General features: G+C 70.3%; 21 protein-coding genes. 10 read left to right on the forward strand and 11 right to left on the reverse strand.

What is annotated here, in order from left to right:
* Nucleotides 1-10: 10 nt before the first annotated feature.
* The 3 genes from ABZU76_RS28630 to ABZU76_RS28640 all read right to left on the reverse strand — a co-directional run bounded on the left by ABZU76_RS28630 (nt 11) and on the right by ABZU76_RS28640 (nt 4,022).
* On the reverse strand, nt 11-2,050 hold the full coding sequence (locus tag ABZU76_RS28630) for an alkaline phosphatase family protein (RefSeq protein WP_354874879.1): 2,040 nt from the start codon (nt 2,048-2,050) through the stop codon (nt 11-13).
* A gap of 290 nt (nt 2,051-2,340) precedes the next feature.
* Nucleotides 2,341-2,769 (reverse strand): hypothetical protein, encoded by a 429-nt coding sequence (locus tag ABZU76_RS28635; protein WP_354874881.1) that lies wholly within the window; start codon nt 2,767-2,769, stop codon nt 2,341-2,343.
* Nucleotides 2,770-2,879: 110 nt separating this feature from the next.
* Nucleotides 2,880-4,022 carry an FAD-binding oxidoreductase gene (locus tag ABZU76_RS28640; RefSeq protein WP_354874883.1) on the reverse strand — a complete coding sequence of 381 codons (1,143 nt, stop codon included), beginning with the start codon at nt 4,020-4,022 and terminating at the stop codon, nt 2,880-2,882.
* Nucleotides 4,023-4,092: 70 nt separating this feature from the next.
* Here ABZU76_RS28640 and ABZU76_RS28645 point away from each other — a divergent pair, with 70 nt between their 5' ends.
* Complete coding sequence (locus ABZU76_RS28645; protein WP_354874885.1) at nt 4,093-4,968, forward strand: LysR family transcriptional regulator; 876 nt, start codon at nt 4,093-4,095, stop codon at nt 4,966-4,968.
* Here the strand turns inward: ABZU76_RS28645 and ABZU76_RS28650 are convergent.
* On the reverse strand, nt 4,965-6,425 hold the full coding sequence (locus ABZU76_RS28650) for a SulP family inorganic anion transporter (RefSeq protein ID WP_354874887.1): 1,461 nt from the start codon (nt 6,423-6,425) through the stop codon (nt 4,965-4,967). The two genes, ABZU76_RS28645 and ABZU76_RS28650, sit on opposite strands and share 4 nt — an antisense overlap.
* A 312-nt stretch (nt 6,426-6,737) precedes the next feature.
* Here ABZU76_RS28650 and ABZU76_RS28655 point away from each other — a divergent pair, with 312 nt between their 5' ends.
* Together ABZU76_RS28655 and ligD are read left to right on the forward strand one after the other, a co-directional pair.
* Nucleotides 6,738-7,535 carry an oxygenase MpaB family protein gene (locus tag ABZU76_RS28655; protein ID WP_354874889.1) on the forward strand — a complete coding sequence of 266 codons (798 nt, stop codon included), beginning with the start codon at nt 6,738-6,740 and terminating at the stop codon, nt 7,533-7,535.
* Nucleotides 7,536-7,576: 41 nt separating this feature from the next.
* The gene (ligD, locus tag ABZU76_RS28660; protein ID WP_354874891.1) at nt 7,577-8,536 is read left to right on the forward strand and encodes a non-homologous end-joining DNA ligase; all 960 of its coding nucleotides are present in this window, start codon (nt 7,577-7,579) and stop codon (nt 8,534-8,536) included.
* A gap of 22 nt (nt 8,537-8,558) precedes the next feature.
* Here the strand turns inward: ligD and ABZU76_RS28665 are convergent, their stop codons facing one another.
* The 3 genes from ABZU76_RS28665 to ABZU76_RS28675 are packed head-to-tail and all read right to left on the reverse strand — an operon-like array spanning nt 8,559 to nt 10,699.
* Entirely contained in the window at nt 8,559-9,293 is a 735-nt protein-coding gene (locus tag ABZU76_RS28665) for a class I SAM-dependent methyltransferase (RefSeq protein ID WP_354875087.1), read from the reverse strand.
* Nucleotides 9,294-9,298: 5 nt separating this feature from the next.
* Nucleotides 9,299-9,697, reverse strand: coding sequence for a 6-carboxytetrahydropterin synthase (locus ABZU76_RS28670; RefSeq protein WP_354874893.1), 399 nt, complete (start codon nt 9,695-9,697; stop codon nt 9,299-9,301).
* Nucleotides 9,698-9,724: 27 nt separating this feature from the next.
* Nucleotides 9,725-10,699 (reverse strand): zinc-binding alcohol dehydrogenase, encoded by a 975-nt coding sequence (locus tag ABZU76_RS28675; protein ID WP_220244494.1) that lies wholly within the window; start codon nt 10,697-10,699, stop codon nt 9,725-9,727.
* Nucleotides 10,700-10,768: 69 nt separating this feature from the next.
* On the opposite strand from ABZU76_RS28675, the gene ABZU76_RS28680 reads away from it, so the two are divergent.
* From ABZU76_RS28680 to ABZU76_RS28690, 3 genes are all read left to right on the forward strand, one after another.
* Nucleotides 10,769-11,566: a CDP-alcohol phosphatidyltransferase family protein gene (locus tag ABZU76_RS28680; RefSeq protein ID WP_354874895.1), complete on the forward strand. Its 798-nt coding sequence runs from the start codon at nt 10,769-10,771 to the stop codon at nt 11,564-11,566.
* Between the two features lie 148 nt (nt 11,567-11,714).
* Entirely contained in the window at nt 11,715-12,542 is an 828-nt protein-coding gene (locus tag ABZU76_RS28685) for an LLM class F420-dependent oxidoreductase (protein WP_354874897.1), read from the forward strand.
* Between the two features lie 11 nt (nt 12,543-12,553).
* The gene (locus ABZU76_RS28690; protein WP_354874899.1) at nt 12,554-12,955 is read left to right on the forward strand and encodes an SRPBCC family protein; all 402 of its coding nucleotides are present in this window, start codon (nt 12,554-12,556) and stop codon (nt 12,953-12,955) included.
* Here the strand turns inward: ABZU76_RS28690 and ABZU76_RS28695 are convergent.
* A complete protein-coding gene (locus tag ABZU76_RS28695) occupies nt 12,941-15,655 on the reverse strand; it encodes a BTAD domain-containing putative transcriptional regulator (protein WP_354874901.1) in 2,715 nt (904 codons plus the stop codon). The two genes, ABZU76_RS28690 and ABZU76_RS28695, sit on opposite strands and share 15 nt — an antisense overlap.
* Before the next feature lie 183 nt (nt 15,656-15,838).
* Here ABZU76_RS28695 and ABZU76_RS28700 point away from each other — a divergent pair, with 183 nt between their 5' ends.
* Together ABZU76_RS28700 and ABZU76_RS28705 are read left to right on the forward strand one after the other, a co-directional pair.
* Nucleotides 15,839-16,765, forward strand: a complete 927-nt coding sequence (locus tag ABZU76_RS28700) for a hypothetical protein (protein ID WP_354874903.1) — start codon at nt 15,839-15,841, stop codon at nt 16,763-16,765.
* A 58-nt stretch (nt 16,766-16,823) separates the two neighbouring features.
* Nucleotides 16,824-18,245 (forward strand): neutral zinc metallopeptidase, encoded by a 1,422-nt coding sequence (locus ABZU76_RS28705; RefSeq protein ID WP_354874905.1) that lies wholly within the window; start codon nt 16,824-16,826, stop codon nt 18,243-18,245.
* Between the two features lie 262 nt (nt 18,246-18,507).
* On the opposite strand, the gene ABZU76_RS28710 is transcribed toward ABZU76_RS28705, so the two are convergent.
* Entirely contained in the window at nt 18,508-19,197 is a 690-nt protein-coding gene (locus ABZU76_RS28710; RefSeq protein ID WP_354874907.1) for a class I SAM-dependent methyltransferase, read from the reverse strand.
* 86 nt (nt 19,198-19,283) lie between these two features.
* Nucleotides 19,284-19,844, reverse strand: a complete 561-nt coding sequence (locus ABZU76_RS28715) for a hypothetical protein (protein WP_354874909.1) — start codon at nt 19,842-19,844, stop codon at nt 19,284-19,286.
* 89 nt (nt 19,845-19,933) lie between these two features.
* Between ABZU76_RS28715 and ABZU76_RS28720 the strand changes: the two genes are divergently transcribed.
* Nucleotides 19,934-20,458, forward strand: coding sequence for a PadR family transcriptional regulator (locus ABZU76_RS28720; RefSeq protein ID WP_354874911.1), 525 nt, complete (start codon nt 19,934-19,936; stop codon nt 20,456-20,458).
* 32 nt (nt 20,459-20,490) lie between these two features.
* On the opposite strand, the gene ABZU76_RS28725 is transcribed toward ABZU76_RS28720, so the two are convergent.
* Nucleotides 20,491-21,117, reverse strand: coding sequence for a MerR family transcriptional regulator (locus tag ABZU76_RS28725; RefSeq protein ID WP_354874913.1), 627 nt, complete (start codon nt 21,115-21,117; stop codon nt 20,491-20,493).
* Nucleotides 21,118-21,301: 184 nt separating this feature from the next.
* Here ABZU76_RS28725 and ABZU76_RS28730 point away from each other — a divergent pair, with 184 nt between their 5' ends.
* Nucleotides 21,302-22,291: a hypothetical protein gene (locus ABZU76_RS28730; RefSeq protein WP_354874915.1), complete on the forward strand. Its 990-nt coding sequence runs from the start codon at nt 21,302-21,304 to the stop codon at nt 22,289-22,291.
* The last annotated feature ends 4 nt before the right edge of the window (nt 22,292-22,295 follow it).

The following is a 22,295-nucleotide window of genomic DNA, read 5'->3' on the forward strand; positions in this document are numbered from 1 at the left end:
GTAACCAGGACTAGCAGTCCTCGCCGATCCGGCCGGCGTAGCGCTGCTGCCACGTCGAGTCGCCCTCGACCGTGATGACCACGTCGTAGTAGCCGTTCTCGGTCGGCCAGTTCACGATCGCCGGCAGCAGGCCGAGCACCGTGACGGTCTTGGTCCCGCCGTTGAAGTCGTTCGCGGTCAGCTTGTAGTGCATAGGCTTGAGCAGGTTGTCGTTGTGCAGCGTGAAGCGCACGTGCTGCTCGCGCACCAGCAGCGTCGGCTGCAGCAGGTCGGCGTCCACGCGCGGGTCGTGCCCGGACGAGGTGACCTTGCCCGCGAACGAGCGCACGAAGCCGTCGTTGGCGTAGATCGAGAACGCGTACTCGCCGCCGGTGGCGGAGGTGTCCCAGGTGTAGGACTGCGACTTGTGCTCGGTGACCGTGAACGGCGTGCTGGTGAACGGCTTGAGCTTGTCCGGGAACACCTGGAAGCTCACGGCCTTGCCCTTGTCGCCACCGGCCAGCGTCATCTTCGCCGTGACCTTGCCCTTGTGGTCCTGCGTGACCGTGGCGTGCGGGTGGAAGCTCAGCGGCCGCGGCTTCATGTGGCCGGCCGCGACCTTCACCGGCTGCTCGGCCGCCGGGTCCGCGAACGTCGCCGGCCCGGTCTGCGGGTGGGCGAAGTCGAGCGCGCTCGTCAGGTCACCGGCGATCGAGCGGCGCCAGTCGCTGATGTTGGGGCAGGTGAACGGCTTGCCGAGGTGCGCCGCCCACTTCTCCAGGAACTTGATCGTCGACGTGTGGTCGAAGACCTCCGAAGCGACGTAGCCACCGCGCGACCACGGCGACACGAGCAGCATCGGCACGCGCGGGCCGAAGCCGAGCGGGTACGAGCCGGTGTACTCGCCCGCGGTGCCGGCCTCGGGCCACGGCGGGAGCACGTGGTCGAACTTCCCGTCGTTCTCGTCGTAGTTGAGGATGAAGAGCGTGTGGTTCCAGATGTCCGGGTTGCCCTGCAGGATCGCGAGCACCTCCTGGACGTAGCGCTCGCCGTGCAGGGTGTCGGCGTCCGGGTGCTCGGACCAGCCGTAGGGCGCGACGAGCCAGGAGACGGCCGGCAGCGGGTGCTCGGCGCCCGGCTGGCAGGCGTCGCGGAAGTCCTTGAGGACGGCCTGCAGGTTGGCGTCGGAGTCGTCGTTCGGCGTGGTCTTGCCGGCGTAGTAGGTGGCGTTGCCGCGCCAGATCAGGCCGGTGCCGGGCTGCAGCTTCGGGTCCAGCGGGCTCAGGCCATTGGGTTCGAAACCCTTGAAGTACTTGAGCTCGTTGTCGCCGTAGTCGCCGATCCACGAGCTGAGGTAGCCCTGGCGGCCGGTGCCGCTGTTGTCGGAGTAGAGGCGCCAGTCGATGCCGGCCTGCTGCAGCTGCTCGGGCACGGTGATCCACGGGCGGCTGTAGTTCGACTCGTCCGTGTTGCCGGTCTCGGTGTTGGACGTGCCGCTCCACAGGTACTTGCGGTTCGGGTCGGTCGGGCCGAACTCGGAGCAGAAGTTCTGGTCGGCGATCGTGTACTGGGCCGCCACCGAGTGGTAGAAGCTCATGTACCCGTCGCTGTGGTAGTTCATGCAGCTGGCGCCGTTGTGCTGCACCCACTGGTCCCAGCTGCGGTGCGCGACGTCGCCCCAGGCACCGTGGTCGTTGCCCCACATGCCGTCGTCGACCTTCGGCGTCACGGTGGCGCCGGTCTTGTCCTTCTGCTGGAAGACGGTGGTGCCGTCCTGGAACTTCAGCGCCTGCTTGTCGTTGAACCCGCGCACGCCGGGGAACGTGCCGAAGTAGTGGTCGAGCGAACGGTTCTCCTGCATCAGGATCACGACGTGTCTCAGGTCGGACAGGTCGCCTCTGAACCCTCGCGGCAGGCCGTTGCTGCCCAGGGTGGCGGCGTCCGCGGTGCCCGCGTCGGCGATCCCGCCGAACATCAGCGCTCCGGCGGCGACGCCCGCGCCCTGCAGGAACCGGCGGCGGGTGGTGCCGGAGTCGGGCTCGGGGGTGGGGGTGGTGGGGTCGGCGGACAAGGCAAAACTCCTCACGCGGGGGTGGTGTCGACCGTCCATCCAATCCAGCCGACACCAACGCCGCGTGAACACCTGCGGAGCGATCACTGGCAGGCGGCCGACGGTTGAGGGCAGACGGCCCCACGAGCCCCGTCAAGTGCCCCGAAATCGCACGAAACGCCCAGTTGCGGTCAGGCGTTGGCGGGCGTGCGGAGCGAGTGGAGAAAGGGCAACCGCCGGGGGTGAGAAGTGAAAGAAGCGGACGGCGAATTCATCGGGGAAATGAATTCGCCGGCCGCGGTTTCAGAAAATCAGTTGTACCAGTCGAGCAGTGTCGGCAGCAGGGAAACGCTCTTCACCCGCACCTGCGGTTCGCCCAGCACATTTTCCCACGGCACCGTCATGTGCCCGGAAACGCCGCAGCCGATGTCGAACCAGCCGCCCTTCGGGTGCGCCGAGTCGAATCCCCAGCCCTGCACGCAGGCGGTCTGGTTGTTCGTCACGGTGAAGCTGTAGCCCTGCTTGCGGCCCGGCGAGCCGAACACGCTGCAGCCCGAGTGCGACGCCTTGCTCCAGACCTGCGGCGCGCCTCCCGCCTGGTGGGAGCCCGAACAGGCGTTGGCCGACTGCGGTGCCGCCTCGGCCGTGGCGCCGGTGAGCAGCACGCCCCCGGCGACCGCGGTCGCCGCGATGACCGCGCCGAGTCGGGAAAAACGGCGCGAAGAATCCTGAATACCCATTCGCGGTGAACCTTCCCAGTAGTGCCAGCCCCCAGAATTCGACTGGCCTGGCGCAAATGTACTCAGCGCGCGGCGGGCGTCGAGAGCTCCGGTGAAAACTTAAGATCGACTTAGGAGAGCGGCTGCCCGTACACGAAACTGCGCAACCGGCCTGTCGCGGTGAGTGGGACAAACAGTTTGGCGTGGGCCGCGCGTACCGGGTCCGGGCCGGATTCGTCCAAAACGGACAGGGCGCGGATCGTGTAGCGCGAGTCGGGAGTGAAGTCCGGGGCCTTCGCGTGGGCGTAGGCGCCGCCGAGGAGGTCGACGATCAGCACGGTCGGCACGGGCGCGCCAGGGCCGGCGTGCTCCAGGATCGCGTCGATCGTGGTGTCGGGCAGCTGCGCGACGACGCGGTTGTCGCCGAGGTACGCGTGAGGGTGCGGCGGCTCGGCGGCGATGGAGCCGGAGTCGGTGAACGGCATGGTCTTGAGCGTGTCCACGAGCGGTCCCAGCGCGCGCAGCGGCGCGACGAGCTGCGGGCCGTCGTCACCGAGGTGGGCGACGCGGACATGGGCGATGTGCTTGCCGCGCAACGGTTCCGGCACCATCGGCAGGTCCGGGTAGGGGATCAGGGCGAGTGACGTGGTGAGCGTGTCGGGGAGGTCGGCGGTCCAGTCGCGCCAGGTGTGCAGGACCTCCGGCAGCTTCGGGGTGTCGAAGTAGAGGCCGCCGCCGTACAGGCTGGTCACCGGGACGAGGCCGAATTCCAACGCGGTGATCACTCCGGCGCCGAGGTCGGTGGTGCGTTCGATCCTGCCGCCGGCGGTCACGACTTCGGCGGAGCGCACGTGGTCGGCGGCGAGGCCGTAGCGGCGCCCGAGCAGGCTGAAGCCGCCGCCGAGCGTGTAGCCGACCACGCCGACGCCGGGAGCCGAACCGCTGAGCGGCGCGAGCCCGTGCTCGGCGGCGGCCTCGAGCACCTTGCCCCAGGTGGTGCCGGCCCCGACCCGGGCGACGGCGTCGACCGGGTCGATCTCGACGTCGGTCATGCGCCGCGTCGAGATCAGCACCCCGTCGGCCGGGGCGCGCAGGCCGTGGCCGGTCGCCTGGACGGCCACGGGCAGGTCGCGGGCCGCGGCGTTGCTCACGGCCTCGGCGACGTCGGCGGCCGTCGCGGCGGCGACGACCAGCTTCGGCGCCGACTCGATGCCGGTCTGGAAACCGGCGATTTCCTCGCGGTAGCCGTCCTGGCCAGGGGTGAACGTTTGCATGACTCCAGCGTGGCTCGTGGCTTTCGAGAAGTCCAAGAGATAGTGCTTCCCCGAGCTAGAATCAGTGCTTATGGAACTGCACCAGCTCGAGTACTTCGTGGCCGTCGCCGAAGAAGCCAACTTCACGCGCGCCGCGGCCCGGATGCACGTCGCGCAGCCGGGCGTCAGCGCGCAGATCCGGCGCCTGGAACGCGAGCTGGGGCAGCCGTTGTTCGACCGGTCGGGGCGCGCGGTGCGGCTCACCGACGTCGGCGCCGCCGCGTTGCCCCACGCCCGCGCCGCGCTCGCCGCGGTGGCCGCCGTACGCGAGACCGTGGCCGAGCACGAGGGCCTCGTCCGCGGTCAGGTGGCGATGGGGATCGTGACGTCGGCGGGGCCGGTCGCGCTGCCCGACTTCCTCGCCGGCTTCGCCGAGCGCTACCCGGGCGTCGAGATCACCCTGGGCGAGGCCAACTCCGACGTGATGGTCGAAGCGCTGCGCGAAGGCCGCCTCGACGTCGCCGTGATCGGCCTCGCCGACGGCGTGCCCGCGGGTCTCGCCGCGCAGGTGGTGCTCGACGAGGCCGTCGTCGCCGTTACCGCTGTCTCCGACGATCTGGCCGCCCGTTCGGAGGTCACGTTGGCCGACCTTGCCGGCCGCGGCCTGATCTGCCTGCCGAAGGGCACCGGCGTGCGCGGCGTCCTCGACCGCGGCTTCGCGACGGCGGGGGTCCACCCGCGCGTGACGATCGAGGCCAGCGACCCGAACGTGCTGGCACAGCTGGCGATACGCGGTCTCGGCGTGGCGATCGTGCCGGAATCCCTTGCGCGGTACTACGCCACCGAGCTGCACACGCTGCAGCTGCGGCCGCGGCTGCGCGGTCAGCTCGCGTTGGCGTGGCGGGCCGACGGTCCGAGTGGTCCCGCGGCGCGCACGTTGATCGAGTTCGCGCGCTCGGTGCTCTAGTGCGCCGTCAGCTCTCCGGTGAGCCGGCCGTGCATGCGGGCGCTCGGGGAGTTGAGGCCGACGATCTCGACGGTTTTGCCGCGTGCGGCGTACTTCGTGGTGATGGCGTCGAGCGCGGCGACGGTGGAGGCGTCCCAGATGTGGGCGTCGGTGAGGTCGAGGACGACGTGGGCGGGGTCGCCGGCGTAGTCGAAGCGGGAGACGAGGTCGTTGCTGGAGGCGAAGAACAGCTCGCCGGTGACCGCGTAGACGACCTGGTTGCCGTCCGGGTCCACGGCGGCGGTCACGTCGAGCAGCCGCGCGACGCGGCGGGCGAAGATGACCATCGCGGTGATCGTGCCGACGACCACGCCGATCGCGAGGTTGCTGGTGGCCACCACGACGGCGACGGTGATCACCATGACCGTGATCTCGCCGGCGGGCATCCGCTTGAGCGTGGCGGGGGCGATGCTGTGCCAGTCGAACGTGCCGAACGCGACGAGCACCATCACGGCCACGAGCGCGGCCATCGGGATCCGCGAGACCAGCGGGCCGAAGACGATGCACAGGATGATCAGGAACGTACCGGCCAGGAACGTCGACAGGCGCGTGCGGGAGCCGGCGGTCCTGACGTTGATCATGGTCTGCCCGATCATCGCGCAGCCGCCCATTCCGCCGAAGATGCCGGTGACGACGTTGGCGATGCCCTGGCCGATGGCCTCGCGGGTCTTGCTCGACGGGGTGTCGGTGATGTCGTCGACGAGCTGGGCCGTCATCATCGATTCCATGAGCCCGACCAGCGCGAACGCGATCGCGTACGGCGCGAGCAAGGTGAGGGTGTCCATCGTGAACGGCACGTCGGGCACCCCGGGCACGGGCAGCGAGGACGGCAGCGCGCCCTTGTCGCCGACGGTGGGAACGGTGATGCCGGCGCCGATCGTGAGCGCGGTGAGGACGACGATCGAGATCAGCGGCGCCGGCACGACCTTGGTGAGCCGGGGCAGGAAGACCATCAGCAGCAGGCCGCCCGCGAAGAGCGGGTAGACCGGCCACGGCACGTCGATCAGCGACGGCAGCTGCGCCAGGAAGATCAGGATTGCCAGCGCGTTGACGAACCCGACCATCACGCTGCGCGGCACGAACCGCATCAGCTTGGCCACGCCGAGCGCGCCGAGCAGGATCTGGATCAGACCACCGAGGATCACCGTCGCGATGAGGTAGCCGAACCCGTACTCACGCGCCAGCGGCGCCACGACCAGCGCGATCGCCCCCGTCGCGGCCGAGATCATCGCCGGGCGCCCGCCCACGATCGAGATCACCACGGCCATCGTGAACGACGCGCACAGCCCCACCCGCGGGTCGACGCCGGCGATGATCGAGAACGAGATCGCCTCGGGGATCAGCGCGAGCGCCACGACGAGCCCGCCGAGCACCTCCACCCGCGCCACCTTCGGCGACAACCACGCCGGCCGGGCCATTCGGAACACCTTCGGCACGCCACACGCCCTGACTCGCTGGGACGCGCCGCCGACGCGCCTGGGGTTTCACCCCCGGCTTCTCCGGCCCGGCGGCCACCGCGGGGCGCCGCCCAACCCGGCCCCGGGAGCGGGCCGCCCTCACTGGCGGCTCGGGGCCTCACGTTAGATCAGCGTGAACCGCCCGGCCGCGACCTCCCCGGTCGAGTGCGGCGGGGATCACCTCGGCTGATGGCTCGGGAGCGTCGAAGAGGCTCAGGCGGCTCTTGACTCGACGTAAACAGTCGCGTTTCCTTGATCCCGACGGGAGGCGCCATGGGTGACGCGCTCAAGAAGGCCATGGTCGGAATCGGGCTGATGGCCGGCAGCGCCAACGTGATCATGCAGCTCGGGCGGGCCCCGGTGGGGTACGGGGTGATGGAGAGCAGTGTCGAGAGCGGGAACCTGTTCAGGCATCCGGTCAAACGCGCGCGCACCACGGCGACCTATCTGGCGGTCGCGACGTTCGGGACCGACGATGAACGCAAGGCGTACCGCAGGGCGGTCAACGGGTCTCATCGGCACGTCAGATCCACAAAGGACAGCCCCGTCGGGTACAACACCTTCGATCCGGAGCTGCAGCTCTGGGTTGCCGCGTGTCTCTACAAGGGACTCGAGGACGTCCACGTGGCGTTCTTCGGCGGCGCCGCGCCCGAGGAGCTGTACGCCGAGGCCGTGGTGCTCGGCACGACGTTGCAGGTGCGGCCGGAGATGTGGCCCGAGGACCGCGAGGCGTTCGCGAAGTACTGGGCCGAGGGGCTCCAACGCGTCACCATCGACGACCGCACCCGCGCGTACCTCGGGGATCTCGTCGACCTGCGGTTCCTGCCGCGGCCGTTGGCGCTGGTGTTCGGGCGGTTCCATCGGTTCGTGACGACCGGGTTCCTGCCTGCGTGTTTCCGCGAGCACATGCGGCTGTCGTGGACCGAACACGATCAGCGCACATTCGAACGTCTCATGCGCGGCATCGGACACGTCGTGCGGCGCCTCCCGCGCAGCGCGCAGCGGTTCCCATACAACGCGTACCTGCGCGACCTCCGCAAGCGCCGCCGCGAGGGCCGTCCGCTCGTGTGAAGCGGTTGACCGGCGCCCGCGTGGTGGGCGAAGGTAGGCCGATGAGCAGCGACGACGTACGCGAGGGTGTCAAACTGACCAATCTCGACCAGCCGCTGTTCGCCGACGCCGGTGCGACCAAACGCGACCTGCTCGACTACCTCGACGGCGTCTCGGAGCGGCTGCTGCCGGTGCTGCACGACCGGCCGCTGTCGGTGGTGCGCGTGCTGCGCGGGCAGGACGCGTTCATGCAGAAGAACCTGCCGAAGTACACGCCCGAGTGGGTGCCGCGCGTGAAGCTGTGGGCCGAGAGTTCGAAGCGCGAAGTTTCCTACGCGTTGTGCAACGATCGCCCCACGCTTCTGTGGTTCGGCAACCAACGCGCGATCGAATACCACCCCACGCTGACGCTTTTCGAACACACCCAAGGCCCGACCCACCTGATCATGGACCTGGACCCACCCGAGGGCGCGCCGTTCGGACTGGCCGTCGCGGGTGCGCGCCTGGTCCGCCAAGCCCTCGCCGACGCCGGGCTGGCCGGAGCGTTGAAAACCAGCGGTTCCAAGGGCGTCCACGTCTTCGTGCCCCTGAAACCCGGCCAGGCCCACGAAGACGTTGCCGCCGCGACCCGCGCGATCGCCGCCCGCGCCGAACGCCTCGACCCGGAGCTCGCCACCACCGCGTTCATCCGCGAAGACCGCCACGGCAAGGTGTTCCTCGACTCCACCCGCGCCGGCGGCGCCACCGTGGTCGCCGCCTACAGCCCGCGCGTGCGGCCCGGCCTGACGGTGTCGTTCCCGATCCCGTGGGCCGCGGCCGACGACGTGACCCCGCGCGACTTCACCGTCCACACGGCACTCGACCTCCTCGGCGACACCGACCCGTGGGCGAAGGAAATGCCCGCACCGCACGCACTTCCGGACGACCTCGTCGTCGAGGGCCACACCATTCCGATCGCCCGCGTCGCCGCGATGCACGAGGGTAAACGACGAGCGAAAGCCCGCCGAGAAGCCGACAGCTGAGGCAGCCAGACAGCAAGGGAAGCTAAGGCAGCGCCAGCAAGTCCTCGTGCTCCACAACCACCGTGTCGAGCACCCGGCGATACCCCGACAAGTCCAAGGACGGGTTCTCCTCCAACGCCGCGGAAACCCAGCCCGAGAACCACGTCTCGATCAACGCCGCATCCCCGGCCCCCAGCCGCCACGGCGTCGCCGCCCGCCGCACCGTGAACCCGCGCGCAGCGAACTCGGCCGCCGCGAACGCCACCGCCTCCGGCCCCAGCCGGTCCTCCCGGCGCTGGTGCGCGTTGAACGCCGCCCCCACCGCCTCGTCACGCGGATCCGCCGGAGTCAGCGCGACTCGCCCGACCACCGACAGCGTCAGCAACGCCGGCACCCGCGCCCCTGCGCAAGCGTCGACCAACCGCCGGATCTCCTCGGCCGTGAACAGGTCCAGCAACGCCGACGCGGTCACCAGCGACGTTCCCGAAAGATCCGCAGCCGTCAGCCGTGTGACATCCCGAACCTCGCCTGTCGCATTCTGAACACCCGCGACAGCCAGCCGCACCAGCCCCGGATCCTGGTCGTGCAGGATCCACTGCTGCGGCTGCGGCAACCGGCCCGTGAGCCAGCGGCTCATCGAACCCGTGCCACAGCCCAGATCTCGGACCACGACCGGCGCGGCCGGCGCGAGCGAGTCCACAAGGGACGCAGCACGCGCGACAGAATCTGCGCCTTCCCGCAGCCGCAACCACTCCGGCGCGTAGCCGGACGGATCCACCTCGGTCAAAGCGAACGCTCGTACCCGGCCGAAGCGACGTGCGACTCGTGCAGCGTCACCGAAATCCCCGAAAGCCCGTGTGCGCCTTCGCCGAGCTCCCCGGCGTGCACGGCGTCGGCCAGCCGGTCGGCGATCACCTTCGCCAGGTACTCCGTGGAAGTGTTGATGCCCTCGAACGCCGGGTCGTCGTCGAGGTTGCGGTAGTTGAGGTCGGCCAGCACGGAGCCCAGCTTCTGCGTCGCGAGGCCGATGTCGACCACGATGTTGTCGGCGTCGAGGTCGGTGCGGCGGAACGTGGCGTCGACGACGAACGTGGCGCCGTGCAGCTTCTGCGCCGGACCGAAGACCTCACCGCGGAAGCTGTGGGCGACCATGATGTGGTCGCGGACGGTGACGCTGAACAAGGTTTTCTCCTTAGGAATCACAAGAACTTACGGATAAACGATCCGGTGCGCGAGCCCCGGCAGGTCCCCGCCGGCCAGGCGGGAGATCAGGTTCGGCAGATCTTCGAACGCGGTCTCGCCGGTCACGAGCACGTCGAACGCCGGATCGGCCAGCAGCCGCAGCGCCGTGGCCATGCGGTCACCGTAGGTGCGCCGCGCGGAGCGGGCGGGGGAGACCGTGCCCACCTGGCTGCTGCGGATCGTCAGCCGCCGCGAGTGGAAGTTCTCGCCCAGCGGCACGCTCACGCGCCGGTCGCCGTACCAGCTCAGGTCCACCACCGTCGCCTCGCGGCCCAGCAGCTCCAGCGACCGCGCGAGCCCCGCGTCGGTCGCGCTCGCGTGCACCACGAGGTCGAGATCGCCCTCGGCGTCCTCCGGCCGCACGTAGCGGATGCCGAACGCCGCCGCGACCTTCTCCCGAGCCGGATCGGTGTCCACGAGCTGGACGTCCACTCCCGGGAAACGGGAAAGCAGCCCGGCGACGCTGCTGCCGACCATCCCGGCCCCCACCACGGCGATCCGGTCGCCGACCAGCGGCGCGGCGTCCCACAGCGCGTTCACGGCCGTCTCCACGGTGCCCGCGAGGATCGCCCGCGCGGCCGGCACGTCGTCCGGCACCACTGTGACCGCCGAGGCCGGCACCACGAATTCGGTCTGGTGCGGGAACAGGCTGAACACCGTTCGCCCCACCAGCTCACCCGGCCCGGCTTCGACGCGCCCGACGTTCAGGTAGCCGTACTTCACCGGGAACGGGAAGTCGCCCTCCTGGAACGGCGCGCGCATCACCTCGCGCTGGCTCTCGGGCACGCCGCCGCGCAGCACCAAACTTTCGGTACCACGGCTCATGCCGGAAAACAGGGTCCTGACCAGCACTTCGTCCGGTCCCGGCTCCGGAATCTCCGCCGCCCGGATCTCACCGGTTCCGGCGGATTTGAACCAGAAGGCCTGTCCCGTACGTGTCATGGTCGTCCTCCTCTGCCGCGAGATCGAGGCGATATGGCTGTCACCACCACTACACGATCACGTTCCACCGTGGGTTCACTCGTTCGGCAGCAGGCCACGGGTGCCGGAGCCCAGGTGGCGCTGCTGGGCGTGCTCGCCCTGACCGTCGGCCTCGGCGCCGCCGGCTGGGCCGCGGGCCTGGTGTACACCGTCGGCCTGTGGGCCCTGCTCGCAGGCGCCGCGCGCAAAGCCGGAGCCCGGTCACTGGGCCCCGCCGACCACGTCACGCTCACCCGCGCCATCCTCATCGGCGGCGTCACGGCGCTGGTCGCAGACCACCTGAACGGGGGAGTGCCGCTCGCGGTGCTCGTGCCGCTGGCGTCCGTCGCACTGGCGCTGGACGCCGTCGACGGGCAGGTCGCGCGCCGCACCGGCACGTCCTCGGCGCTCGGCGCGCGGTTCGACATGGAGTCCGACGCGTTTCTCATCCTGGTGCTCAGCGTGCTGGCCGCGGAGACGTTCGGCTACTGGGTCCTCGCCATCGGGCTGATGCGCTACGCGTTCGTCGCGGCGTCCTGGGCCCTGCCGTGGCTCAACGGCGCGCTGCCGCCCAGCCGGGCGCGCAAGGTCGTGGCCGCGCTACAGGGTGTGCTGCTGGTGGCCGCGGGCTCGGGCCTGCTGCCGCACCTGGCGGGCCTGGCCGTCACGATGGCCGCCCTGGTCACGCTCGTGTGGTCCTTCGGCCGCGACGTCCTGTGGCTGCACAGCGCGCACCGCGCCCACCGCGCCGCCGCCCGCCCGGCACCCCGCGTCGCCCCCGCGACGTGCGTCGTCCGGCCCCGCTCGACCCTTCGTCGCCGGCGCCCCCTGGCGACGCGCAACCTGTAGCCGAAGAGACGGGGATCACGCGCCTGGGTTGCCCGGTTTTCCCTCGCGCCAGGGCCTTGCGGGTACCCACCTCAGGGGCAGGTCTGGGGGGTCCCCTCGTGTCAGCGTTGATCACGAACGATCTTCGACGGCACACGAGGGGTCAGGCGTGAAATTCGGCATCTGGACGGTCATCAACACCGGCGGCATCACCTACCCGGAACTCGGCCGGGCGTTGGAGGAGCGGGACTTCGAGTCGCTGCTCGTCCCCGAGCACACACACATTCCGGTCACCGACGGCCCTCGGCTCGACGGCAACGGCGCCGAGATGGACCCGACGTGGTTCCGCATGCCCGACCCGTTCGTCTCGCTCGGCGCGGTGGCCGCGGTGACCGAGCGGCTCAAGCTCATCCTCGCCGTGACGCTGCTGGTGCAGCGCGAACCGATCGTCTTCGCGAAGGAAGCCGCGACGCTCGACGAGCTGTCCGGCGGCCGCCTGATCGTCGGCGTCGGCGCGGGCAACGTGCTCGACGAGCTGCAGAACCACGGCGTCACCCCGGCCGAGCGCGGCAAGGTCCTCGACGAGCGCATTGACGCCGTGAAGGCGATGTGGACGCAGGAAAAGGCCGAGTACCACGGCGAATACGTCGACTTCGACCCGATCTACAGCTGGCCCAAGCCCGTGCAGCGGCCGCACCCGCCGATCTACATCGGCGGCTGGAGCAAGGCGGCCGCGCGCCGCACCGTCGAGCGCGGCGACGGCTGGCTCGCGCCGCCCCTGCCCGTCGACGCCATGCGCGCCTACACCCAAGACCTGCGCGAACGCGCGGGCCACCCGGTGCCCGTCACCGTCACCTACACCCCGACCGACGCCGGCGTGATCCACGCCTACGAGGACCTCGGCGTGGAGCGCGTCGCCCTGATCCTGCCCACGCTCTCGCGCGACGAGTCGCTGGTGGAGCTGGACAAGCTGGCCGAGTTCGTCTCGAAGTACTGAAGGGGCCGGCCATGACCACCGTGCAGCTGCGCAAGCGGATGACCGCCGACCCGGCCGTGGTGTGGGAGCGGATCGCGGACTTCCACAACGTCCACACCTGGTTCCCCGCCACCGAGTTCAGCGAACCGGCGCCGGGCCTCCTCGACACGCGCCGCCTGACCACCGAAACCGGTGCCGTCGTGTTCGAGGAGCTCATCGAGTCCTCAGCCGACACGCGCACCCTTCGCTGGCGCGTGCTCGGCGACAACGGGCCGATCCGCGACTACGTCGGTACGTTCGTCGTCCACGCCGCGCCGGAGGGTGGCGCCGTCCTGGAGTACACGGGCACCTTCACCGCGCCCGACGCCGTGCGCCCGTACGTCGAGACGACTTTCCAAGCGGCGCTGGACAACCTCGCGTCACTGCTCGGCTGACGCGAGCTTCGCCGCCATGCGCTCGACGTCGCCGGTGCGGCCGTGGGCCTGGAACAGCTCGCGCGCCCGGGCCCACACGTCGCGGGCGGCGGCCAGGTCACCGAGAGCGGCGTGGGTGTCGCCGAGGTTGCCGAGGATCACGGGCTCGTCGTAGGCGTCTTCGGTGTCGCGGGCGAGTGCGAGGGCGGCGGTGTAGTGCGCCAGCGCCTCCTCGCGCTCGCCCATCGCCGAGGCGATGTACCCGAGGCTGTCGAGCGTCACGGTCTCCGCGCGGTGGTGGTTGTGCTTGCGGCACAGCACGAGCGCTTGTTCGCAGTGCTCGCGGGCTTCGGCCAGGAACCCGAGCTGTGCGGAGTACCAGCCGAGGGTGTTCAGCGCGTCGGCCTGGCGCAGGCCGTTGTCGGTGGCGCGGTAGTGCTCCAGCGCGACGGCGGTGTGGTGCAGGGCGCCGTCGAAGTCGCCGCTCTGCCCGAGCGCCCAGCCGAGGGCGCGGGAGGCGTCGGCGGCGAGATCCGCTTGCTGCGCAAGGGAAAGCGCTTCGCGCAGGTGCCGGAGGGCGTGGTTGTGGGACCCGGCGCGGGTGTAGGCCGTGCCGAGGTACATCGCCGCGATGGCCCGTGGTTCCGGGTCATCGAGGGCGCGGGCGGCCGCGAGCCCGGCCTGCCACGCCGTGAGGTCTTCGACGAGCCGGCCGTGGATCACGTGGTAACCGCTGACGCTCCACGCGAGTCGCCAGACGTCCTCGTGCGCGCCACGCCGTACCGCGGAATCCAGAGTCGCGCGGAGGCTGTGCTGTTCGTCGTCGAACCAGCGTGTCGCGGCCCGGCGGTCGGCCAGCGGGGGCGCGCTCGCCGCCGGGAGGTCGATCGACTGGCGTTCCGGCCGCAGCAACCGGTTCGCGACGCCGGCGGTGTGCAGTAGGTAGTCGGTGAAGCGCCGCAGCGCTTCTGCGCGTTCCGGCGGGGTGACGAGCTCGTCCGCGTACAGCCGCAGCAGGTCGTGCATCCGGTAGCGGCCGGGCAGGTGCTCCTGCAGCAGGTGCGCGTCGACGAGCCGGCGCAGCAACGCTCGGGGCCGATCGAGACCGGCCAGCGCGCCCGCGCCCGCGAGGCTCACGTCTGGTCCCGGCACGGCGCCGAGCAGCCGGAACACGCGCTGGGCTCCCGCGTCGAGGGCTTCGTAGGACCACGAGAACACCGCGCGGACGTTCGTGGCCAGGTCGCCGGCGTCCAGCGCGTCGAGCCGCGCCGACGCGTCCGCGAGCTCGCGCGCCAGCACCTCCAGGCGGAAGCGTGGGTTCGCCCCGGCCCGGCTCGCGACGACGCTGATCGCCAGCGGCAGGCCGCCGCACCAGCGCACGAGGTCGCTGACAGCCGCGGGCTCCGCGGCCACGCGCTGGTCGCCGAGGCGGCGCGTGAGGAGCTCACGCGCCTCGCGTTCGGCCAGCTCGCCCAGGTCGAGCAGCTGCGCGCCGCGTACGCCGAGACCGCCGAGCCGGTGCCGGCTGGTGATCATCACGGTGCACGTCTCACTGCCCGGCAGCAGCGGTTCGACCTGCGCCGCGTCGCGCGCGTTGTCGAGCACCACGAGGAGGCGCCGGCCCGCGACAAGGCTGCGGTACAGCGAGAAGCCGCCTTCGGGTTCGGCGGGCACGGCCGCGGGCGCGACGCCGAACGCGTCGAGGAAGTGGCGCACCACGGCTTCGGGCCGCAGCGGTGAACCGGCCGGGTCGAAGCCGCGCAGGTTCACGTACAGCTGGCCGTCGGGGAACCGCGCGACATTCCGGTGCGCCCACCGCAGTGCGAGCGACGTCTTGCCGATCCCGCCGGCGCCGCCGATCGCGGAGATCGCGACCGTGCCCGAGCCGCCGGCCATCGCGGCGTCGAGCTCGGCCAGCTCCGCGTCACGCCCGACGAACCACCGCGGCGGCGCGGGCAGCTGACGCGGCACGGGCGTCTCGCGCGGCGGGCTGAGCTCCGGGTCGGTGGTGAGGATGCGCTGGTGCAGCTCGCGCAGCGCGGGTCCGGGGTCGGCGCCGAACTCGTCGGCGAGCCGGTGGCGGATCCGGTCGAACTCCTCGAGCGCGCCCGCCTGCCGCCCGGCGCGGTAGCGGGCGAGCATCAGCTGGCCGGCGATGCGTTCGTCGAGCGGGAAAGCCGCGGCGCGCTGGGCCGCGTCGGCGAGCACGGCGTTGTGCTCGCCGAGCTGCAGCGCGAGGTCCGTGCGATCGAGCTGCGCGGACAGGCGTTCGGCGGCGAGCTTGTCGCGCACCGCGTCGGCCCACGGGGTGTCGAGCCCGGCGAAGGCGTCATCGCGCCACAGAGCGAGGGCCTCGTCGAACAGCTCCGGCCGCCGTTGCGTGCGCGCCTGCGCGACGAGCGCACGGAACCGCAGCACGTCGACGCTCCCGGGTGGCGTGGTGAGCACGTAGCCGCTCGGGCCGTGCTTGATCTCGACGCCCTCGGCCGCGGCGAGCGTGCGGCGTAACCGGGAGAGGTAGCTGGCGAGCAGCCGGTGCGCGCGGTACGGCGGCTCGTCCGCCCACACGCGCTCGACGAGCCGTTCCGTGGACACGGGCCGGTTCGCGTCGGCGAGCAGCGCGGCCAGCACCCAGCGCTGCCGCGCGTGCCCGAGGTCGACGGGCTCGCCGGCGACGTGCGCCTCCACGGGGCCGAGCAAGCCGAACCGGACCTTGGTCATGGCCCATGCTTACCGCAACTGGGCCGGGGCGTGCGACCGGGAATCCCGCGTGACCTGCGATTTCCCAATTCCTCAAAAAACTTTCGAACTCACGTGAACCGAACTCGACCCCAGCCCCGTGTCACGGGCAAGAGCGGCTCCGGACGGTCCAGGAGCCCCGGTCGAACCCCCTGGAGTTCCCCCATGTTCCGCAAGCACGCCCTGTTTTTCGCTGCCTTCGTGACGGCGGGCGCGGCCCTGCTGTCGGCCTGCGGCGGCCAGACGGACGGCACCCCGAGCGCGGCCCCGGCCGGCGCAGCGGTGGACGCCGGCGACGCCGGTGGTCTCGACCTGCTGAGCGGCACCGCCCGCAGCAACAACGCCGCTCGTGACACCGGCGACCTCGCCCCGGCCAGCGCGCCCGCGGACGTGCGCACCAAGTGGGTGTCGCTGCGAGCCGGCAAGGCGGGCAACCTGAACCCGGTCGTGATCAACGGCGCCGGGATGACGATCTACCGCTTCGACAACGACTCCCCGAAGCCGCCGAAGTCCACTTGCAACGCCGACTGCGAGAAGAAGTGGCCGCCGGTCAAGGTCACCAAGGGCACCAAGGTCTTCATCGCCGGCATCAAGAAGTCCGCGATCGGCGTCGTGAAGCGCGACGACGGCTCGCTGCAGCTGACGATCGGCAACTGGCCCGCCTACACGTTCTCCGGCGACAAGAACCCGGGCGACACCAACGGCGAGGGCGTCGGCGGCACGTGGTTCGGCATGAGCCCGACCGGTGGCAAGGTGCTCGACGGTTCGGCCTCCGGCACCACGACCCCGCCCTCGGACAACCCCCCGACTCCGTCGGGCGACTCGAAGGCCGCCACGAGCACGATCCTGTTCGACGACGCGTTCTTCAGCGACAACGGCGCTTCGCAGGGCCTGTCCTTCGGTTCCGGTGACAACGCCTGCCAGAACCTGGCCCGCCCCGGCGTCACCTCTTCGCTGACCACCGACGGCACGCTCAAGCTGTGGACCGGCCCGAACTGCACCGGCAAGTCGACGGTCGTCGACAGCGACGTGAAGGACCTCTCCACGATCGGCTTCGACGACGCCATCCAGTCTGTCCACTTCGGCGCCTGATCTACTTCGAGCCGGTGCGGCCACTCGGTCGCACTGGCTCTTTTTCCTTGGAGGAGCTATGACTTCGCGGTTCACGTGGGTGGCGACGCTGGTCGCGGGCGCCGTGCTGCTGGCCGGGTGTACCACGGCCGTCCAGGGCAGCGCGGGCGTCGACCGGCCCGACCCGGCCAAGGTCGCCGGCCTCGCCATCACCGACGGTCCGAGCGGCCCGAAGGCCGGCGTCGCGGACACCGACTTGCCCGTCGCCAACACCGACGGCGGCGCGATCGACAAGCTCGCCGCCAACGCCGTCGCCGACGTGCAGCAGTACTGGACCGAGGAGCTGCCGGAGAATTTCGGCAAGGACTACAAACCCGTCGGCCAGCTCATTTCCTACGACTCGCGCGGCCAGGGCCTCAACCTCTGCGGCTCCAGCACCGCCGGCCTCGTGAACGCGTTCTACTGCCCCTCCGGCGACCTGGTCGCGTGGGACCGCGGCGAGCTCCTGCCCATGCTGAACGGCTCCTTCGGCCCGATGTCCGTGGTCGCCGTCCTGGCGCACGAACTTGGCCACGCCGTCCAGACGCGCCTGGGCCTGAGCCCCAACACCCCGTCGATCGTGAAGGAACAGCAGGCCGACTGCTACGCGGGCACCTTCTTCCGCTGGGTCGCGGAAGGCAATTCGCCGCACTTCCAGGTGTCGACCGGCACGGGCCTCAACCAGATCATGGCGACACTCTTCTTCATCCGCGATTCCGCCGGCTCCAGCTTCGACACCGCCGGCGCGCACGGCAGCGCGTTCGACCGCGTGTCCGCCTTCCAGTTCGGCTTCACCGACGGCCCGAAGCGCTGCGCCGCCATCGACAACGCCGAGGTCGTCAGCCGCACCAGCCAGCTGCCGTTCTCGTCCAAGGACCTCGATACGGGTGACGGCAAGGGCAACCTGGACGTCGTGGACCCGGCCAACTTGCAGGACCTGGAGTCGAGCCTGCGCGCCGCTTTCCCCAAGGGCGCCCCCAAGCTCACCTCCGACCCCGAGTCCTGCTCGGACGCTCGCGTGACCAGCCCGTCGGCGTACTGCCCGTCGACCGACACCGTGTCGGTCGACTTGGACTCCCTGCGCCGCGTCGGCACCCCACCGTCGCGCGGCACCTCCGGCGGCTTCGGCGACTTCGCCGCGTTCGCCGAGGTGGCCTCCCGATACGCGTTGGCGGTCGAAAAGGCCTACGGCCTGCGCTTGGACACTGCTTCCACGGGCCAGCTCACGGCCTGCCTGACGGGCATGTGGGCGGGGACGTTGACACCGGACAAGAAGGCGACGCTGGAGCTTTCGCCGGGTGACCTCGATGAGGCTATTGCGGAGCTGTTGTCGCCGAAGAGCGTCATCGCGTCGGATCCTTCGGGCACCACGGTTCCCTCGGGCTTCGCCCGCGTGGAAGCCTTCCGGGACGGCTTCACGTCGCCGACCGTCGCGACATGCACCAGCAAGTACGGTGGCTGAGTTCCTTTTCTGCGGCCCTCCCTCGCCGGGTTTTCGGCGGGGGAGGGCCGTTTTCGTTCGTGCACGGATCCCGCCAAATCCGCGGATCGCGCCGTAGTTTCGTTACCACGCAATGATTTCCCTCCGCTCCGCCAAGTGCATGAACTCCGTGTGCAGGCCCACCATTTCGCGAAACTTCTCGGCGATCCGCGTCCGCGGGACCGCGGAAGGGATAGACAAAGGCTCGCGAGTTGATGTGCACGCAGGCCTGATGCCAACCCCGTTACTCCGCCGGTACCGAAATCCTGGCCCGCACCGACAACACGATCGGCAACGGCACCCCACCCTCACTGAACCGCTCGAGCCCGAACCCCGCGGCCACGAACGCGTTGAGCAACTCCGGCAACGGCCAGTGCGCGGCCCCGACCTTGTCCCGGATCCCTTGGTCCGTCCACGAATCCTTGGTCCAGTGCCGCTCGCGGTAGCCCGGCCGGATCACCGCCGCGGCCGGGTCACTGCGGTCCGCGAAGCTGCCGCAGAAAGACGGATGCACCCCGATGTGCACGAACACCCCGCCCGGCCGCAGCACGCGCGCCACCTCGCGCAGCACGGCCGGGTACGCTGGCATGTCGGTGTGCACCATGACGGCGACGACTGCGTCCACGCCGCCGTCCCGCACCGGCAACCGCTGCGCATCCGCGCGGGCGACCGGCATCCGCTCGCGCCCGTACCGCAGCATCCCGGCCGACAAGTCGACCCCGACGGGCGTCCACCCCAGCTCCCGCACCACGCCCGCGTGGACGCCCGTGCCACACCCGACCTCGAGGCACGCCCCGGTGCCCGCCCCGAGCAGCTCCCGAAGCGCGGCGGAGATCCCGAGTGGATCCGAGTGCTGCTCGCCCAGGAACTGCCCCTCGTACCAGTCCGCGATTTCGTCGTAGGCCGCCTTCACAAGCACCAGTGGACCGCTCACGCCGCCGCGCCCGCCACCGTTTCCGCTCGAAGCGGATTACGATCTTGACGGAGCGTGAGCAACCAGGCTGAGGAGCAAATGACAAGTCACGCAGCCTGCTGCGCGCGGGCCTTGGACATCCGCGTGTAGCGCACGGTGAAGGCGACCGGCACGGCGAAGCCGAGCACCTTGATCACGATCAACGCGACGGTGGCGTGCGGCGCGTAGTGCAGCAGCAACCCGCCGGCCAGCGCGGAGGCCGTGAAGCTCGCCGCCCACACCGTCGTGATGACGACGTTGATCCGGCGAAACAGCGGGTGGTCCCACACCTCGCGCGGGGCCATCGTGCGGGCGATGCCGAGCGTGAACGGCCGCCGGATGAGCAGGGACCCCCACGCAGTGAGGGCGAGCCAGGCGTCGGACAGCGTGCCGACGTAGGTGTGCAGCGGCGAGGTCGGGTCGGCGAACGAGTAGGCCGACAGCAGAGCGAAGAACACCGTGGCGCTCAGCTCGATGATCAACGTGTCCCAGGCTTTGCCGCGCAGGCGTTCGAGCAGCAACAGGCCGCCGGCGAGCAGCAGGCCGACGAGGCCGGAGTACCGCCAGTCGACCTGCGTCGACACGATCGCGAAGCCGATCCACGGGACGAAGCTCTTGAGGTAGTTCACGGCGCGCCTCCTTCGATATTCCACTTCTGACATGTCATAGCTAAAACGTTCTGACTAGACATGTCAAGAGTGGAGGGTAGGCTGGGGTAATGAGTCTCCGACACGCTGCGCTCGGGTTGCTGGCCGACCAACCCGGCAGCGGCTATGACCTGCTGAAACGCTTCCAGACGGCGATGGCCAACGTGTGGTCGGCGACCCAGAGCCAGCTGTACGGCGAGCTCGCGAAGCTCGAGAAGACGGGGCTGATCAAGGTCACCGACGAAGGGCCGCGGGGTCGCAAGGAGTACGAGATCACCGAGGCCGGCCGTGCGGAGTTGAGGGAGTGGCTGCTGTCGCCGCTCGCCGCGCCGCCGCGCAGCGAGATGCTGCTGCGCGTGTACTTCCTCGGCTCGCTCGACCCGGCCCAGGCGCGGGGTTACCTCGAACAGGTCGGCGAGACGGCGGCGCGGCGCGGCGCGCACCTCACGGCGCTGGAGGCGTCGATCGACTGGGACGACGACGATCCGTCCGTCTACGGCCGCCTCGCGCTCGAGTTCGGGAAGCGGTACTCCACGATGCAGCGCGAATGGGCCGAATGGGCTGCGGGCGAAGTCAAAGGCGCCTTGACGGAGTAGGGCCGGCTCACTCCGCGGAGGACAAAGGGCGCTCAGGCCCGCGCTGAGCCGTAGAGCCTCTTCGACTCGTTCTGCTGCCCGAGCTTGCGCAGGGCGCTGAACAATGCGTCGCCCAGCACGGTGCCGACCACGGCACTCTCCACTATGGACTCGGGCGTGGTCAGGTTCCGCAGCGTCGCCAGGTCGAGCCGGGCCGCTCGGGCGGCGAGGTCCGCGTAGCCGTCCAGGTCGTCGAGCAAGCCGCCGTGACCGATCGCGCGGAGCGTGCACAGCAGGCCGATGATCGTCTCCGTCGACTTGTCGTCGGGCTCGACGACCCAGCCCACCTGTTTCGCGGCTTGCTGCAGCATGGTCAGGGCCCACGTGCGGCTTTCGTCGTCGACCTCGCCCTTGGGGGTGATCAGGTTGGTGTGCGCGAGGTCAAGGACGTCGAGTGTCGGAGCCTGGGAGTCGAGCGCCTGCGCGACGTGGCGCACCTCCGCCACGGACAGGCCGCCGACATCGAGGAGCGCGCGGATCAGCTTGAGCCGTCGCACGTGCGTGCCGCTGTAGCGCGCCTGGTTCGGGCTGGTGTGCTCGCCGGGCGGCAGAAGGCCTTCGCGCAGGTAGTACCTGATCGTCGGAATGGCGACGCCGGACTCTTCGCTCAGTTCCGCCATGCGCACGCGGGCTTCTCCTTTTCCCGGACGGGGCCGACGCACGCGGGTGCGCGGAACGGCGGCTGTCCGTGGTTGCCCCGTCGTCTTCGATGACTGCCCCAATCTACCGCGAAGCTTGTCGGCCCAGTATCAATAGTATAGCTTCGCGTTATCGATAGTGGCACTACTCATTTGGAAGGTCTCCATGAGCACGTTGTCCCCGCTGGTCCGGCGCGTCGAGGGCTGGCACCGGCCGATGTTGTCGGTCGCCGTCGTCATGGCGGCGCTGGCCGTCGCGTCCGTGATCGGACTTCTCGTGGACCACCGGGTCCTGCTCGGCGCGCCGATCTGGCTCAAGCCGTTCAAGTTCGCCGTGTCCAACGCGATCTACGCCCTCACGTGGGCGTGGCTGTTCTCGCTGCTGAAGAAGAACCGCGTGCTCGCCAATGGCACGACGAACGTGCTGGTGGCGGTGATCTACGTCGAGTACGCGCTGATCCTGGTCCAGGTCCTGCGTGGTCGGCCCAGCCACTTCAACTTCTCCACGCCGGCCGACGCGATCATCTACTCCGTGATGGGTGTTTCGATCGGCGTCCTGTGGACCGGCGCGCTGATCCTGACGATCCTCGTCCTCCGCGCGCCCATCGCCGACGTCGCCGTCCGCTGGTCGCTGCGGCTGGGCGTCTTGATCTCCCTGGCGGGCATCAGTCTGGGTGCGCTCATGGTCACCCCGACGGCGACGCAGCTGAAGTCCATGCAGAGCGGCGCTTTCGCCGGCATGATCGGTGCGCACAGCGTCGGCGTCGAAGACGGCGGCGCGACCATGCCCGTCACGGGCTGGAGCGCCACCGGTGGCGACCTCCGCATCCCGCACTTCGTCGGCATGCACGCGCTCCAGGCGCTGCCGATCGTCCTCGGTCTGTTGGTTCTCCTCGCGCCGCGCGTGCCACGGCTGCGGTCCGCGGTCGTGCGGGCTCGCCTGGTCGTGGTCGCCGCGGCCGGCTACGCGGGCTTGGTCGGATTGGTGACCTGGCAAGCCGAACGCGGGCAGTCGATCATCCAGCCCGACGTGCTCACGTTGGCCGTTTTGGGAGTGCTCGTCACCGGCGTCGTCGTGGGTGCCGCGGTGTCACTGGCGCGGCCGGTGTCCGTCCGAGAGGGAAGCGTCGAATACCGGCCGACGGCTCGGCTCTGACTAC

The organism is Amycolatopsis sp. NPDC005232 (assembly GCF_040607795.1).
Lineage (GTDB): Bacteria > Actinomycetota > Actinomycetes > Mycobacteriales > Pseudonocardiaceae > Amycolatopsis.

Coding starts and splice junctions, on each gene's coding strand:
- ABZU76_RS28635 (WP_354874881.1), bottom strand. CDS start 2,769: ATGGGTATTCAGGATTCTTCGCGCCGTTTTTCCCGACTCGGCGCGGTC.
- ABZU76_RS28640 (WP_354874883.1), bottom strand. CDS start 4,022: ATGCAAACGTTCACCCCTGGCCAGGACGGCTACCGCGAGGAAATCGCC.
- ABZU76_RS28645 (WP_354874885.1), top strand. CDS start 4,093: ATGGAACTGCACCAGCTCGAGTACTTCGTGGCCGTCGCCGAAGAAGCC.
- ABZU76_RS28650 (WP_354874887.1), bottom strand. CDS start 6,425: ATGGCCCGGCCGGCGTGGTTGTCGCCGAAGGTGGCGCGGGTGGAGGTG.
- ABZU76_RS28655 (WP_354874889.1), top strand. CDS start 6,738: ATGGGTGACGCGCTCAAGAAGGCCATGGTCGGAATCGGGCTGATGGCC.
- ligD (WP_354874891.1), top strand. CDS start 7,577: ATGAGCAGCGACGACGTACGCGAGGGTGTCAAACTGACCAATCTCGAC.
- ABZU76_RS28675 (WP_220244494.1), bottom strand. CDS start 10,699: ATGACACGTACGGGACAGGCCTTCTGGTTCAAATCCGCCGGAACCGGT.
- ABZU76_RS28690 (WP_354874899.1), top strand. CDS start 12,554: ATGACCACCGTGCAGCTGCGCAAGCGGATGACCGCCGACCCGGCCGTG.
- ABZU76_RS28695 (WP_354874901.1), bottom strand. CDS start 15,655: ATGACCAAGGTCCGGTTCGGCTTGCTCGGCCCCGTGGAGGCGCACGTC.
- ABZU76_RS28700 (WP_354874903.1), top strand. CDS start 15,839: ATGTTCCGCAAGCACGCCCTGTTTTTCGCTGCCTTCGTGACGGCGGGC.
- ABZU76_RS28705 (WP_354874905.1), top strand. CDS start 16,824: ATGACTTCGCGGTTCACGTGGGTGGCGACGCTGGTCGCGGGCGCCGTG.
- ABZU76_RS28720 (WP_354874911.1), top strand. CDS start 19,934: ATGAGTCTCCGACACGCTGCGCTCGGGTTGCTGGCCGACCAACCCGGC.
- ABZU76_RS28725 (WP_354874913.1), bottom strand. CDS start 21,117: ATGGCGGAACTGAGCGAAGAGTCCGGCGTCGCCATTCCGACGATCAGG.
- ABZU76_RS28730 (WP_354874915.1), top strand. CDS start 21,302: ATGAGCACGTTGTCCCCGCTGGTCCGGCGCGTCGAGGGCTGGCACCGG.